Annotated in this window: 14 protein-coding genes; all 14 read right to left on the bottom strand. The window is 29.4% G+C overall.

Annotated features, from left to right (window positions below; genetic code table 11):
- Positions 1-4 precede the first annotated feature (4 nt).
- Complete coding sequence (locus tag HNV10_RS06215; RefSeq protein WP_173300458.1) at positions 5-667, bottom strand: hypothetical protein; 663 nt, start codon at positions 665-667, stop codon at positions 5-7.
- 29 nt (positions 668-696) lie between these two features.
- Positions 697-1,518, bottom strand: a complete 822-nt coding sequence (locus tag HNV10_RS06220; RefSeq protein ID WP_317166886.1) for a polysaccharide pyruvyl transferase family protein — start codon at positions 1,516-1,518, stop codon at positions 697-699.
- Positions 1,505-2,614 carry a glycosyltransferase family 2 protein gene (locus HNV10_RS06225; RefSeq protein ID WP_173300459.1) on the bottom strand — a complete coding sequence of 370 codons (1,110 nt, stop codon included), beginning with the start codon at positions 2,612-2,614 and terminating at the stop codon, positions 1,505-1,507. Before HNV10_RS06225 ends, HNV10_RS06220 begins: the two co-directional genes overlap by 14 nt.
- Before the next feature lie 81 nt (positions 2,615-2,695).
- Positions 2,696-3,793: a glycosyltransferase family 4 protein gene (locus HNV10_RS06230; RefSeq protein WP_173300460.1), complete on the bottom strand. Its 1,098-nt coding sequence runs from the start codon at positions 3,791-3,793 to the stop codon at positions 2,696-2,698.
- Positions 3,794-3,896: 103 nt separating this feature from the next.
- The gene (locus tag HNV10_RS06235) at positions 3,897-4,850 is read right to left on the bottom strand and encodes a glycosyltransferase family 2 protein (RefSeq protein ID WP_173300461.1); all 954 of its coding nucleotides are present in this window, start codon (positions 4,848-4,850) and stop codon (positions 3,897-3,899) included.
- 1 nt (position 4,851) lies between these two features.
- Positions 4,852-5,976, bottom strand: coding sequence for a polysaccharide pyruvyl transferase family protein (locus tag HNV10_RS06240; protein WP_173300462.1), 1,125 nt, complete (start codon positions 5,974-5,976; stop codon positions 4,852-4,854).
- The gene (locus tag HNV10_RS06245; protein ID WP_173300463.1) at positions 5,960-6,883 is read right to left on the bottom strand and encodes a nitroreductase family protein; all 924 of its coding nucleotides are present in this window, start codon (positions 6,881-6,883) and stop codon (positions 5,960-5,962) included. The genes HNV10_RS06240 and HNV10_RS06245 overlap by 17 nt, the downstream gene beginning before the upstream one ends.
- A 133-nt stretch (positions 6,884-7,016) precedes the next feature.
- Positions 7,017-8,273, bottom strand: coding sequence for an ABC transporter ATP-binding protein (locus HNV10_RS06250; protein ID WP_173300464.1), 1,257 nt, complete (start codon positions 8,271-8,273; stop codon positions 7,017-7,019).
- A complete protein-coding gene (locus HNV10_RS06255) occupies positions 8,273-9,145 on the bottom strand; it encodes an ABC transporter permease (protein WP_173300465.1) in 873 nt (290 codons plus the stop codon). Before HNV10_RS06255 ends, HNV10_RS06250 begins: the two co-directional genes overlap by 1 nt.
- Positions 9,146-9,209: 64 nt before the next feature.
- Complete coding sequence (locus tag HNV10_RS06260) at positions 9,210-10,151, bottom strand: NAD-dependent epimerase/dehydratase family protein (RefSeq protein ID WP_173300466.1); 942 nt, start codon at positions 10,149-10,151, stop codon at positions 9,210-9,212.
- Positions 10,152-10,262: 111 nt separating this feature from the next.
- Positions 10,263-11,240: an SDR family oxidoreductase gene (locus tag HNV10_RS06265; protein WP_173300467.1), complete on the bottom strand. Its 978-nt coding sequence runs from the start codon at positions 11,238-11,240 to the stop codon at positions 10,263-10,265.
- 4 nt (positions 11,241-11,244) lie between these two features.
- Positions 11,245-12,540 carry a nucleotide sugar dehydrogenase gene (locus HNV10_RS06270; protein WP_173300468.1) on the bottom strand — a complete coding sequence of 432 codons (1,296 nt, stop codon included), beginning with the start codon at positions 12,538-12,540 and terminating at the stop codon, positions 11,245-11,247.
- A complete protein-coding gene (locus HNV10_RS06275; protein WP_194241023.1) occupies positions 12,537-13,127 on the bottom strand; it encodes a sugar transferase in 591 nt (196 codons plus the stop codon). Before HNV10_RS06275 ends, HNV10_RS06270 begins: the two co-directional genes overlap by 4 nt.
- 20 nt (positions 13,128-13,147) lie before the next feature.
- Positions 13,148-15,625, bottom strand: coding sequence for a polysaccharide biosynthesis tyrosine autokinase (locus tag HNV10_RS06280; RefSeq protein WP_173300469.1), 2,478 nt, complete (start codon positions 15,623-15,625; stop codon positions 13,148-13,150).

The raw sequence follows: 15,625 nt of genomic DNA on the forward strand, positions 1-15,625 counted from the left end.
TAAACTAAACGTCTAAACGCCTTCTTTTATAATATTTAATTTTTGTATTCAATTTTTCTATTAAATAATGTAAATAATTTTTCAATGAAGGGTTAGCAAAAATAATTCGACCTCCACCCATCCAATGCGATTTTATAAAAGGGCTATAATCTCTATTTTTCTCATTACTAATAACATCTACAGCAACAGCTTTAGGAAATAATTTCTTAATCTCAATAAATTGACTTTCTCTGCAGCCTTCCACAAACAATATTGTATTCTTTTTAACCACAGATTTTATTATTTCTAAATCTGTACCACCACCATCAATAATAATTAAATCAAATTTTTGTTCAACATTTATGGATGTAACCTTATCAAAAATCTCAATATCTTTGTAAAACTTAGTATTTGTCTTCAATGCTTCTAGACAAAACGTGTTGTGCTCTGTCCCAACATATTTAATCGGCATATTTTTTTTATCATAATAGAACAAGAGTGTATCTGCAATGCAACCAATACCGAGACCAATCTCTAATACCGACTCTACTTTGTAGCGTTTACAAAGTTTTAAAAGTATATACAGAGCATACTCTCCAGAGATATGGTCGCACCCTTCAAATTGGCAAAATTCATAAAACTTATCTTTTGCTATTTTAAGTTCTTCATCTTTAATATGCTCTTCCATTTATTTTTTTATTAACTGATATTATTTTTTTAATTATAAAAAGGGCATACTCTCAACAACCCTTCTTGTAATTCACAAATTTTATTTTCTTTTGGTAAATTAGGAAATGTATTAAAATCCTTAAAAACATTTTGTAACTCTAACTTATCAGATATTTTTTGAGGAGTGTAATAAGAGAGTTTTACCGATTCAAAATAATCTCTAAACTTTATACCATCGCCATATAATTTATCAGAAAATTCTATCCAAACTGCCGGAATTTGATAAGCATGAGAAATAATTAAACCATGTAAAGACGATGACAAGATACGCTCACATTGCAAAAATAAATCAGTAACAGATTCTATAGACATTGTCATTAAATCTATTATAAGCACGTCTGTATCCTCTTTATACATTTGTTTTACAAATTCGTAATCTTTATAATGAGGTACTATACCCAATTTATAGGTTTTCTTAATATCTGGATTATAGTATTTGGGAAGTAACAATGCAGGATCTCCATATACTTTGGGTACTTTATATCCTTGAGCCAATAAATTATCTCTCGTCTGAGGACCTCTCACGGCTAAAAATTTAGCAGGTTTTACAACTTGGTCTTTTTGAATTATTCCACTTCCCCAAACAATACATTTCTTATTAACGTGTGCCAAAACACTTCCTGCTGTAACATAAATTGGCTGAAAATAATCACTAAAACGCCATTTTTTAGGGTGCATCCAAACCACGTTTTTATTCGAAATTTTATCAACGAGATAAGCGCCTATTAAATCACCATAATTCTCTTTAGACTTTCCCATTAGATGAGGCTCACTCCACCAAAATAATTTTATCGATTTAAAGCCCATCATAACTATTAATATTAAGTTGAATTGTAAAAAAAATCTGGTTTAGGTTTTCAGAAACTAAATAAGAGTAATTATAATCGCGATATGTAAATATAATTTCTTTTAAAATTAAATCATTAACCTCTTTCATTGACATATAAGGCTGAGTCTGTTTTCCTAAAAGCTTTTTAATTAAATGTTTTAAAGATTTATAATATGGCGCTTCGGTTACTACAACTGTAACAACTGAATCGTTATACTGCTTAATTTCCTCTCTAAAAAAATGTGTTATATGCGATGAAACATTACTTAATTCTATTTTATGCCTAGATTCTTCAAGTAATAATTTATCGTTTTTTTTATAAACAAATCCCCAATTTTTAGAATTTGGATGTAATAGACTTTCTTCTTGGTGTCTAATAAAATGACGTTGGTTTATTCTTAAAGCATTTGACAATCTTGGCATTTGAGTAAGCTGTTTATTACTTTTTTGCGGATATCTAGGATGCCATTGGTGATAAAGCAACACATCATCACAATTACTTAAACTTGTCTCTGTTAGGCTTATTCTATAATTTAAATCTTGATCTTCTGAGCCATAGAAATGAAAAAACTCATCGACGCCACCAACCTTTTCTAAAGCTAACTTAGGATACAAGCCTATACCAAAAGTATCACCTATGAACTTAGTTTCTATAGCTTTTAAATTAAGTTCTGATTGTTGTTGCTCTGTTATTTTTTGTGAGAGATATCCAATTTTAAAAAGTGAAAAAGTATTTGATTTAGCTAAATCTAAGGCTTTTTCTATAAAGGTTTCGCCAAACAGCACATCTACATCTGCTGTAACAATGTATTGGCTTTTTGCTGTTTTAATACCATAATTTAGTGCTTTGCTTTTGTTCCATAATAAACCTGGATGACCAACATACATGTAACTTACAAAGTCGAAATTATTAACTGTATTTTTTACTGAATTAGCATAGCTATCTTGACTTCCATAATCAACAAAAATTACTTCAAAATCTTTGCTGCTTTGCAATTCTAAAGATTGTAACGACAGCCTAACACGTGTAGCATCACGATCTCTAAAAGGAAAAATAATTGTTATTTGTGTTTGCATAATTATCTCCTAAAAACTGTATAATCAATAAATGATTTCTGTCTAAATACCTTTTGTGTCATTACCTTTTTTATTACAAAATCAATCTATTAAAGTTACTGCCTTATTTATAATTTTATTCATTCCTTCTATCCATTTCTCTTTAGTATATAAATCAACCTTTTTAGGAGTATACGATTCTTTTTGTTCTAAATAATCTTCTATAGCTGTTACCCATTCTTCAACAAAATGAGGGTTAGAAACCAACACTCCCAATTCGCCTTCTTTTAAAACCTCTGGAACACCACCTAAAGCCGAAGCTATACAATAATTACCACAGTGTAAAGCTTCTATTAAACTCATACCAAAACCTTCATGATTTAAAACAGGAAACAAATAACAATCTGAAGTTTGGTAATACTCTGGCAAATCAACATTTGGTATTTTTCCAAAAAAGCGTACATGGTCTAATTCTACGGGTCTTTTCGCTCCAATTACCCACAATTCTATATTTTGATGCTTTGCTGTTAACAGTTTCCATGCATATAAAATTAAATCTAAGCCTTTTTTAGGACGATCTTGTGAGCACCATAAAAACACAGTTTTATTCTCAACACCATGTTTTTGTTTTAGTTGTATTTTTTGCTGTTGTGAAACTAAATGAAATCTTGAAGCATCAATACCGTTATGTAAAACAGAAAACATACAAGGTAAAATGGTATAATAATTTTTGTGTTCTATGTAAGAGGCTTGCGTCAATAAAACCATTTCGTCAATAAATTCGAAAAACCAACGACTATCAAAATTGCCAAAAAAAGGCGGATATCCATGATAGAAAAACTGTATATACAGTTGCTTTCTTAATTTTTTGTTTTCTAAAAAATAATCATATAAAGCTCTTACTAATCCAAAATTGTCGATAATTTGAATGATGTACTTTTCATTTGGATTGATATAAGATATTAGACTTTGTATATAAGCCTGATGTTGTTTTTTATTGAGTTTACGTTTTACTTTGGTGGTTAGATTATTTGGTACTATACAATATTCTACATTCTTGAAATGTTTTTTTGGTGCCTCACACAAAATGGTATCAATAGCAATACTATCTGATTCAAAATAATTTTTGTACATCGTTGTCCAACTTCCTATAAAAGGATAAGGCAATGGATTTTGAGAAACTAAAATTACTTTTGGCATTTAAAATATTTTATTTTACAATTTTTACTTCTAGCTAATTATTCTATTTAAATATTGAATTTTATAAATAGATATTCTTAAATGTTAAAATTAGCCTTTTTTACTATATTTTAAAAAGCTTATAACCTTTTCCTGATATAGTATATATTACAGGAGCTACAAATATTACACGAATAAGCTTTAGTTTGTAATTAGATTTAAAAAATCGGTGACACAAACCCTTAATGATGTTATTAACCGAATCATAATATTTCAATTTTAAAGCCTCCATTAATGTTGTTGAAACGGTTTGTAATAAAATTGATTCTCTTTTTGAGTTAAGTTGTTTCGCATTATAATAAACATCAAAAATCTGAAATCTCGAAGCTGCTGTAGAATCTGTTTTGGAGCGCGATACATTTTTACCAATACGATCGTTGTGACCACGTGCCAAGTATGTTACATCATCTATTAATTGATACGAAAGCTTATTTACTAAAATTTTTAAGTGAAATGTCCATTCTTGTGAACTTGCTAAGGTTTCATCAAATGGAGATTTAGGTAAGGCTGACTTAGACCAAACAACTCCACCTATTGGCCAAAGTGTTTTATTGGCCATCATTTCTGTAACTAAATCCTCTTTTGGATAAATATTTGACCAATATTTATCTAAATTAATCGACGAATCATAAAATATTTTTGAATTACTTACAGAAGCTTCTAGAGTTGTATTAAGATGCAAATTCACATGGACTTCTAAATGATTTTTAGTGAGCTTATCATCACTATCAACCCAGTTTACTAATGCTCCATTACTTTTTTGTAATCCATAATTACGACAAGCATTTGCACCTTTTAGTGATGAACTGGGTCTTTTATAAAATCTAAATTTATCGTTGTTTTGTATGTACTCGTTAACTAAGAACTCAGTGTTGTCCGTAGAGCCATCATCTACTATTATGCATTCCCAATTTTTATAGGTTTGCTCAATAACACTGTCAATAGTTTCAATAAGGATATCAGCTCTATTGTATGTGGGAATGATAATTGAAATTAATAAGCCAGATTGTAAACTCATTTTATATGGTGTTTTTAACTAGCATCCACATTTGCTGCGTTTTTTCTTTTTCTACAGATGATTTTAACTTTAAATTTTCAACAATATCATTCAATTCGTCTTCTTTCTGCAATAAGTGGATAATATCAGAAACAGATTTATCAATATTTAAAAAATCAATTACACCATTCATTTTATAATCATTCATCAATTCTTCATATTTATGACTCCAAGATGTGCAAAATGTTGGGACATTTTGGCAAAGTCCACTAACAACTCCATGAAATCTTGATGAAATAACAAATTTAGACTTACCTATAACATATTTAACATCGTTAGCATTTAAACTACTTAATACAGGTAAATTAAATGTTTTATTTAAATCTTCAATAATATGCATATCGCCAGCCCCTTCATGGTTTAAAAAGAATAAATCAATACTATTTCTTTTACACTCTTGCAACAAGGTATTTAGAAACAATTGATATTTTAGTTTCTTTTCTTTAGAAGTGTGAGTTAACATTTTTGAGTTTGGGATAAGACAAACCTTATTCTCATAATAAGTTAAATCTCTTTGTGGTTTTTGCGGACTATATAAATTAGTGAAGTCTGGAAATAGTTTTAATTTAACATCATCTCCTACAACTTTTTTACAAGCCTCATAAGAAGTCTTATCTCTAGCAATAAATAAATCAACAAGCTTAAAAAGTTCTTTAAAATAATATTTAGATAGTTCTTTTTCAAATGGCCCAGCAGCCTGAGACAAAAAAATTAATTTTGCTCCTATTCTTTTATACTTCTTATAATAATTTATTTTTTTATCTATGTCTTCTTTTAGTGTTTTATCGCTTATCCACTGATCACCAATATGAAACCCTCCAGCATCAAATAAAACATTGATGTTTTCTATAAATTCAATACCTGTATTTCTAAATCTATTTTGAGGAAATATTTTATGAAAATTAAATCTAAATCGTTGTAATGAAACTATTGATAAAAGTCCTAAAGATGCCTTTTCTTTATAGGTGGCTACACCATTAAACACAAAATTAACTTCGCTATTATCGCTAAACTCAGAAACAATTGCATTAAGCATTAATTCGGCTCCTTTATTTATAAAACCTGTATTATCAATCTGTATATTCATTATAACTTAAAATGTCTAACGTGTCTTTTTTTTCTGAAAAAGGGACTAACCCTTCGTTTTTTGCATATCCAAAAGCAATAAAACATATACATCTCTTATGCTGAGGAATTTTAAACTCTTTATAAAAATCTTTTTCTTTCTGCTCTATATCAGGCCAATTAATAATACAAGATGCTATTCCTTGTGCTTCTAAACCATAAACAAAACTCATAGAGAATAGACCACCATCAATATAAATAATATGCCTATCTCTTTCATCTTCATAATAACTTAAATCACCTAAAACTATTGCTATATTTTTAATTTCGTGTTTATAAGTTGTTATACCCATTGGCAGATTTAATGTTCTACCAATTTTCTCTTTGTCTTGAACCACAATCACTTCAAATGGCTGTCTATTGCATGCACTTGGTGATTGTAAGCCTACCTTAATTGCGTTTTCAATAATATGCTTATCTACTATTAAATCTTTAAAATATCTAATAGAATGTCGCTTTTTTACAAAACTGAGTAAATCAGTATATTCAATATTAGCTGATTTAAGGTTATCATACTTAAATGGTACAGATAAATTCTTATTTCTTTTTTCTTTTACAAACTGCTTTTTAAAATCATCATATAATCTTTTAGAATTACTAACAACCTTAATCTCCATATTTGCAATATCAAAATATGCATCTAAAACATCTAATGCCCATTTTTTAGATTTCTCATCTAATTCGTTATATGTTACAAAAAGAATTTGGCATGTCTTGTTTATATAATCTAAAGCAAAATCTCTCCTAGAATGAGGTATTATAAGTCCTTTTTCTATTCTATGGATAGATCGTCTTATAAAAGCTTGATTTGATTCAATATTAGTATTTCTTCTATTATGAATCTTTTTTCCAATAAGAACACTAATCATTTCTCGATTAAAAGATGAATCTAGAAAGAAATAATACAATTTGGCTAAATATATTTTTTCTTCAGTAAGTCTTTCTAAAATTTTTTTTGCAAGAGCTTTGTGTAATTTAACTTTTATCCGATAAAGATTCTTTCTAAATTTCATCCCAACTCGCATTTATTAAAAATTTACCATTATTCCTTATTACATTTTTACCCACACCATAATAATCACCAGGTGAAACTTCGAAAATGAAAGCTTCTTTTTCTCTATGATGTGGTTTGCCGTATGCATGTAAGGACAAGTTAATTTGAAATCTTCCTTCTACAAATGGTATTTTCTTTAATACAACAGCAACAGTAGTTGATTCTTTTTTTATACTGAACTCTGAATATGTGTTACCAATATGTGCTACTTTTTCACCATACTCATCATATAAACCTATAAAAATATTAATTGGAATATGCTCATCATTTTCAATTGAAATAATAATTTCCACATCATCACCACTATGAAAATTAGTTGTTGAAATACCTTTATTTTTAATCTCTGCTGATAACATTCTTACAAGAGTTGGCCTTTTAACAAATTCTCTAAAAGACCCACTTTTAGAAATATTTATTGTTAAATATTCTTCTATTGCTTCTCTAGTATTTCTAATACTTTGAACATTACCATTATTTAAAATAACACATCTTGTACACAGGTTCTTAATCGCTCCCATATCATGGCTTACAAATAAAACAGTTCTACCATCACTATTAGAAATGTCCTGCATTTTACCAATTGCTTTTTTCTGAAATTCTGCATCTCCAACTGCTAATACTTCATCTATAACTAAAATATCTGGCTCTAAATGGGCAGCTACTGCAAAAGCCAAACGCACTTTCATACCAGAACTATAGCGTTTTACAGGTGTATCTACATATCTTATACAACCAGAAAAATCAATTATTTCATCAATCTTAGAATTGATTTCTGCTCTTGTCATTCCCAAAATAGCTCCATTGAGATAAATGTTCTCTCTTCCTGTCATTTCTGGATGAAAACCTGTACCTACTTCTAAAAGTGATGCTATTCTACCTTTTGTTTTTATTTCGCCGGTTGTTGGACTTGTGACTCTAGATAAAATTTTTAGTAAGGTTGACTTACCAGCACCATTTTTTCCAATAATACCAAGTACTTCACCTTTTTTTACTTCAAAGTTTATATCTTTTAATGCCCAAACATAATCTGAGCTTCCTTTTTTACTTCTATTATTAACCTCACCCACTTTTAAGTAAGGATCCTCTTTTCCTCGTACGCTATTCCACCAGCGATTAAGATCATGACTTATAGTGCCTGTTCCAACAAGTCCCAATCGGTATTGCTTACCTATATTTTCTACTTTTAAGATTATGTCTGTATCCATTATATGGTATCAATAAAGCTTTTTTCTGTCTTATTAAATATTACTAACCCAATTAAAAAAACAATTGCACTAATAATCATGGTATATGCCAATTTATAAAAATCTAAATCACCAACTCCAAAGACCATGGTTCTAAAAGTTTCTACTAATATAGCAATTGGATTCCATTCTATTAACCAATAATAATTAGGTAATTTATCCATAAAGTAAGACATAGGATACATTACAGCAGAGCCATACATTAATAATTGAACCCCAAATTGCACTAAAAATGTTAGGTCTCTATATTTGGTTGTCATAGACGAAATAATCATACCCAATCCTAGACCTAGTAAAGCCATTAAAAAAATCAAAATAGGTAACAGAGCCAGACTAAATGTTGGAAAAACATTAAAAGCTTTGTCTGTAAAATTCACGAAATAAACATAAAAACCTAAAAAAACAACCAACTGTATTCCATATTTTAACAAATTTGAAACTACAACAGACATTGGCATTATAACTCTGGGGAAATAGACTTTACCAAAGATGTTTTCGTTTTTTTTAAAAGTATCACTCGTCCCAACTAAACATTCTTTAAAATAATTCCAAGATGTTATGCCTGCAAGATTAAACAAAAAATTAGGGACACCATCTCCTGTAGGTATATCTGCTAAATTATTAAATATTAAAGTGAATATTAAAGAGGTAAATAATGGCTGAATGAGATACCATAGTGGACCAAGAACCGTTTGCTTATAAAGTGTTATTATATCTCTTTTTACAAACAAAAACAACAAATCTCTATACCTCCAAATTTCTTTAAAATTAAAATCTATTAATTTCTTTTTTGAAGAAATAACATATAGCCAATGCTCATGTGTGGTTTTCAATTATTAACGCTTTTTTATTATTACTGCGAATATAAGAAATGAACAATGGAAAATAATCCAATCACTATGGTTTTTGAATAGTATAGGTATTATAATAATCCATCATTTTATAAATACCTTCTTCTAGCGTTACTAAATCTCTACCTAACAATGTTTTCATTTTTGTAATATCAGGACATCTTCTAGACATATCTCCTTCTTTTAAGGATGGAAGAAAAATAATTTCAGATTTAGAATTTGTTAAGTTTATAACCTTTTTAGCTAACTCTAAAACACTTATTTCTACATCATTTCCAATGTTTAAAACATCATTAATATAACAATTTTCATACAATGCTTTTATGCATGTATCTATATTATCATCGATATAACAAAATGATCTTGTTTGATTACCTTTTCCATAAATAGGAATTGGTTGATGATTCATTGCCAGCCTCATAAATCTAGGCATTACAAAATCATTACTTTGCAAAGGACCGTAAGTATTGAAAAATCTAAAAATGGTATAATCTAAACCATATTCATTTTTATAAGCCTTAAAAAAAGCTTCTCCTACATTTTTTACTATTGCATAAGGCAATCGAGAATTTAAAGGTGTAGTCTTTTCGTTTTGTGGTATTTCAAAAGGTTCACCATAAACTTCAGAAGAACTAGAATAGAACACGCGCTCTACTCCAGAATTTTTTGATAATGATAATATATTTTTTATACCATCAATATCATCTAAGACGTTGATTGGGTTTTCTAAGGTTCTTTCTACTCCTACTACAGCTGCAAAATGAAATACGTAGTTAAACTTAAATGCAGCAAAAATAGACATCATATCATTATAATTATTGACATCTGCTTTTATAAATTTAACATTAGATTTATTAGGAATCTTAGACCTTTCGCCTGTAGACAGATTATCTATAATTACAACAGTAGTTGATTTATTATTGGATAATTTTGAAGCAAGAGTACTACCAAGCTGACCTGCACCTCCAGTAACTAAAATATTTATCATTGATTCATAGCTTTTAGCTAAAACTTATATAAGGCAATATAATAAGCTTTTAAATATCTTACAATAAAGGTATTAATTTAAGCGAAAAAACTAATTGAATCTAGATTATAATTAATTAAAAGAATCCCAAGTAATCTTTAATCCTTCTCTTACAGTATATTTTGGTTTATAACCTAGAAGCTTCTCTGCTTTTGAAATATCCGCTAAAGAATCCCTTACGTCACCTTGTCTGTTTGGACCATAAATAGCCTTTAATTCAGATTTAGCAGCAATCCGTAAAGAGTCCCATAAATAGTTAATAGTGATACGCTCACCACATGCAACATTAAAGACTTCATTCTTAGCTTCTTCTGAAGCAAAAAAACCTTTTACATTGGCTTGTACAACATTATCTATAAATGTAAAATCTCGTGTTTGCTCTCCATCACCATTAATTTTAGAAGGCTCGTTATCTTTTAGTGCTTGCATAAATAAAGGGATAACAGCTGCATATGCACCATCTGGACTTTGTTTTGGCCCAAAAACATTAAAATAACGGAGACCAATTACATCTGTATTATACGTTGTACCAAATACATCTGCATAAAGCTCATTAACATATTTTGTTACTGCATAAGGTGATAATGGTTTCCCAATGGTATCTTCAACTTTTGGCAACGATTTACTATCACCATATGTAGAACTAGATGCTGCATAAACCATACGTTTTACTGTAGGACTATCTTTTAAAGCAATCATCATATTTAAAAAACCTGAAATATTAACTTCATTGGTAGTCGCTGGATCATTAATAGAGCGAGGAACAGAACCTAATGCTGCTTGGTGAGATACATAGTCTATACCTTCCATAGCCTTTTTACAAGTTTCCAAATCTCGGATATCGCCTTCAATCAATTCAAAGGCTGGATTATCCATAAATTCAGTTAAATTTTTACGATGTCCATTAGAAAAATTATCTAATACTCGTACTTTTTTAGCATTATATTTTAGCAAATATTCTGTTAGATTTGAGCCAATAAAGCCTCCTCCTCCTGTAATTAAAAAACTTAATTGCGATAGGTCTGTAGTATGATGTGGATTTGAGTACATATTATTATAGTCTTGCGTCTACAGTGTCAATAGGAAGTAATGATTTTACATCAAAAGTGACACTTTTTTCTGATTTTAAATTATCTAATTTTATTTCTAAAAATTCATTGTGAGAAACGGCTAAAATTATAGCATCATAATCTGACCTTAACTTATCAAATTCACTAATTAAGTCTAAATTATACTCGTGTTTCACTTCTTCTGCTGAAGCCCATGGATCATATACATCTACATCAACATGGTAGGTTTGTAATTCTTCTATTATATCAATAACCCTAGAGTTTCTAATATCTGGACAATTTTCTTTAAAAGTAATTCCAAGCACTAGTGCTTTAGAACCTTTAATGGTTGCCCCTTTTTTAATCATCATTTTTACAGTTTCAGTAGCAACGTAAGCTCCCATACTATCATTCATTTTACGTCCTGCCAAAATTATTTCTGGATTATAACCAGATTCAATAGCTTTTTGAGCCAAATAATATGGATCTACTCCAATACAATGTCCGCCCACTAAACCTGGTGAGAATTTCAAAAAATTCCATTTTGTACCTGCAGCTTCTAAAACAGCTTTCGTATCAATATCTAATAATCTAAAAATCTTAGATAACTCATTAACAAAGGCGATGTTAATATCTCTTTGAGAATTCTCAATAACTTTGGCCGCTTCAGCAACTTTAATACTAGGTGCTAAATGAGTACCTGCGGTTATAACTTGTTTATAAAGATTATCTACTTTAGTTGCAACTTCAGGAGTTGAGCCAGAAGTTACCTTAAGTATTTTAGTAACGGTATGGTGCTTGTCACCTGGATTAATTCTTTCTGGAGAATATCCTGCATAAAAGTCTTTATTATAGGTTAATCCAGAAGTTTCGGCAACTACAGGTATACATATATCTTCTGTTGCTCCAGGATAAACTGTTGATTCATAAATTACAATATCACCTTTGCTTAGCATTTTCCCTACTGTTTCACTAGCCTTGATTAATGGTGTAAATACAGGCTTATTTAGAGCATCTGTTGGTGTTGGAACAGTGACAATATAATAATTAGTTTCGGCTAATGCATTTATATTATCTGTTATATATAATCCTTTATCCGCATTTAAGTCTGTAGTTAAAACAGATTTTAAATTATCATTTTCAACTTCTAAAGTTTTATCAATTCCATTATTTAATTCGCTGATTCGCTGCTTATTAATATCGAAACCAACTACAAAAAATTTTTTGGCAAATTCAACGGCAAGGGGTAAACCGACGTAACCTAGTCCAATAATCGCAATTTTATCTTCTGAATGTATCATTTGTTTAAAGTAGATTTTAAAATGAGTGTCAAATCTAAGTAAAAACTGTAATTCTCAACGTACTTTTTATTGATTTTTACTTTATCTACCCAAATAATCGTTCTATTGTAATGAACTGGATCATTTTGCCGTTCTAATACACTTTCTTCATTTCTATATTTAAGTGTTGCCGGACCAGTAATACCAGGTTTTACTAACAATATAATTCTGTCATCTCCTTTTAATTCATCGGCAAACCCTTCTAAATCAGGTCTTGGGCCTACAAAACTCATGTCACCAATTAAAACATTAAATAATTGAGGAAGCTCATTTAACTTTGATTTTCTTAGAAATACTCCGAACTTAGATGCGTATCGATTTAAATCACCTAACTGATGTTTCCCTTCCCTTAAGGTTCTAATTTTATAAATTTTGAAAGGTTTGCCGTGTTGACCAATTCGATATTGTGTATAAATACCAAATTGTTTAGTATCAACGGTAGCGAGAATAATTAATAAGACAATTGGAACTATCAATATTGGCAAAAACACTAAGGTTAAGAAAACATCAAAAACACGTTTAATCTTAAGTTGGGTTTTTGTAATCAATTTTATATTATTAATAGGAGTTAAATTCTTTTAAAAAAGTTTTTGATCTTACTTAAAACAGTGTTTTTATCTTTTTCGTGATATGCACTACCATAAACACCATAACCGTAACCGTAACCGTATCCATAGCCATAGCCATAATTATAGTTGTTTTTATGTTTATAAAAATTAAGGACATAACTTACATTTTTCAATTCACCATTTCTATGCTTTGCATTTACCAGCTGCAACATTCCTTTTTTAGTATAATCCAATCTAACCATAAATATTGTAGCATCAACATATTGCACCAACTCTAACGCATCAGTTACTAAGCCCAATGGAGGTGTATCCAAAATGATTATATCATATTGCTGTTTAAAGCTATCAATAAGTTCTTTTAACTCATCTCCCATTAATAATTCTGAAGGATTAGGAGGTATTGGTCCAGACGTAATTAGGTCTAAATTTTCAATATGGGTATTTGTAATGATTTCGTCCAATGAACTGTCACCAATCAAATAATTAACAATTCCTTTATCGTTATCGATACTAAAATCATCAAATATTTTTGGCTTACGTAAATCTAGCCCTAATAATATCGTCTTCTTACCAGAAAGAGCAAAAACGGTTGCGATATTTATTGAGGTAAAAGTTTTACCTTCTCCACTTACAGAAGATGTAATCATTAAAGTGTTTGCTCTCGATTCTGATTTTTTATTTTTAAAAAGAAACTGTAAACTTGACCTTATAGCTCTAAATGACTCGGCCACAGCAGATTTAGGCTTCTCATATACAACCAAATTATTTTTATATCTATACTTTCCTATAAGACCTAAAATTGGAATATTTGACATTCTAGCAATTTCATCCGAACCATGTATAGTATTATCTAAAAGATAAATAACAAAAATTAAAAACATTGGTGCAAAAAAACCAATCATTAAACCCATCATATAATTGAGAGATTTATTAGGTCCAATTGGTGAATCACCTATATCTTTTGCTTCATCTATTACGGTTATATCAGATATATTGGCTGCCTTAACTATTGCAGCTTCTCCTCGTTTGGCTTGATAAATATCATAAGCTTCTCTACTTAAATCTAATTTTCTTTGAATTTTTAAGAATTCTTGTTGCCCTTCAGGTAAACCTGATAGTTTAGACTCCAAATTAACTATCTTTCTACGAATAGTATTCAATTGTATTCCAATTGTCTGCTTTGTAGCATTTATAGTTTCTAATAAAACATTTTTCTCTGTATCAATTTGTCTATCTAAATCTTCAAAAAGTATTGAACCTTCTTTGGTAGAATATTCTAAATTACGTCGTTGCACTGATAGCGCTATTATACGCCCAACTCCACTTAATATATTTCCTTCTTCAATACCAACTGACGTTGGTGCTGCCAGTTTTGTATAATCTGTTTTTGTAATTAAGTAATTCTGTAAGGTATTTAAATAATTAAGTTTTGATTCTTCTATAAGCTGTTCTTGCTCGTAAGTTTTTAATTGTTCTGATATTTGACTAATTTCTGCCTCTACATTGAATACTTTATTTGTTTTTCTAAAGTCATTCATTTCATCGGTTACAGCCTTTAAATTAGTATCAACTGCCCCAAGACTACTATCAATAAATTTTATAGTATTTGTAGCGTAAAGATTCTTTCTTGCTAGTTCTGTTCTACTAAGAATATCTGAAGTTGCATTTAAAAAATCTACAATTTTAGATTTATTTTTTCCTATTAATGATAATTTTAAAACAGAAGAAGACTCTCTAGAAAACGGCTCAATTTTTATACTATTTTTATATTGATTTACAACACCATCAAAATTTAGATATCTTACAAAATACGTATCGCCCTCAGTAACAGCAACATCTGATTTAATATTTACAATACCATTAAAAAATGATGTATTAACAATTTCTCCAAATTTATAAACCTTAGAAAATAAACCAGGAGTGACTTGTGTTCTTAATTTTTCTTTAGAATCAAATTTTTGACACAGTACTTTACTACCTGTAAATTCGTAAAACAACTCATAAGAATTTCGGTCAATAAATTTAATCCCAATGGGTTTTCCAATTGCTTGAGGCTTGGATTTATCGGTTAAAACTTCAAATGGCGCAGCTTTATAGATATCTATTAAATGATATTTTCCTCGATATAGATATTGCTTATAAAACTCTAAAGAATCTACTACCAGTTCATTATGAGTTCTAGTTTTAATTTCTGTTAAAATACTTCCTACTTTACCAGAAACTCCTCCCCAATTAAACGAAATACTGGTATTTGCTGTAAAAAAAGGATTCTGATCATTATCTATTGTAATTAAGGAATCTAATCTGTAGATACTTTCCTTTCTAATATTTATAAAATATGCAACTAACAAAGCAACACCAATACATAATAAAACTAATTTCCAAAGGCTTAAAACTCTAAATAAAAACCCTTTAAAATCAAAAGTAATTCCCTGAGTTTCCATTTCATCGATGTCGTCGTAATCTCTAGTTTTCAT

This window comes from Winogradskyella litoriviva (genome assembly GCF_013249065.1).
GTDB lineage: Bacteria > Bacteroidota > Bacteroidia > Flavobacteriales > Flavobacteriaceae > Winogradskyella > Winogradskyella litoriviva.

Coding starts and splice junctions, on each gene's coding strand:
- HNV10_RS06215 (WP_173300458.1), bottom strand. CDS start 667: ATGGAAGAGCATATTAAAGATGAAGAACTTAAAATAGCAAAAGATAAG.
- HNV10_RS06220 (WP_317166886.1), bottom strand. CDS start 1,518: ATGATGGGCTTTAAATCGATAAAATTATTTTGGTGGAGTGAGCCTCAT.
- HNV10_RS06225 (WP_173300459.1), bottom strand. CDS start 2,614: ATGCAAACACAAATAACAATTATTTTTCCTTTTAGAGATCGTGATGCT.
- HNV10_RS06230 (WP_173300460.1), bottom strand. CDS start 3,793: ATGCCAAAAGTAATTTTAGTTTCTCAAAATCCATTGCCTTATCCTTTT.
- HNV10_RS06235 (WP_173300461.1), bottom strand. CDS start 4,850: ATGAGTTTACAATCTGGCTTATTAATTTCAATTATCATTCCCACATAC.
- HNV10_RS06240 (WP_173300462.1), bottom strand. CDS start 5,976: ATGAATATACAGATTGATAATACAGGTTTTATAAATAAAGGAGCCGAA.
- HNV10_RS06245 (WP_173300463.1), bottom strand. CDS start 6,883: ATGATTAGTGTTCTTATTGGAAAAAAGATTCATAATAGAAGAAATACT.
- HNV10_RS06250 (WP_173300464.1), bottom strand. CDS start 8,273: ATGGATACAGACATAATCTTAAAAGTAGAAAATATAGGTAAGCAATAC.
- HNV10_RS06260 (WP_173300466.1), bottom strand. CDS start 10,151: ATGATAAATATTTTAGTTACTGGAGGTGCAGGTCAGCTTGGTAGTACT.
- HNV10_RS06265 (WP_173300467.1), bottom strand. CDS start 11,240: ATGTACTCAAATCCACATCATACTACAGACCTATCGCAATTAAGTTTT.
- HNV10_RS06270 (WP_173300468.1), bottom strand. CDS start 12,540: ATGATACATTCAGAAGATAAAATTGCGATTATTGGACTAGGTTACGTC.
- HNV10_RS06280 (WP_173300469.1), bottom strand. CDS start 15,625: ATGAAAACTAGAGATTACGACGACATCGATGAAATGGAAACTCAGGGA.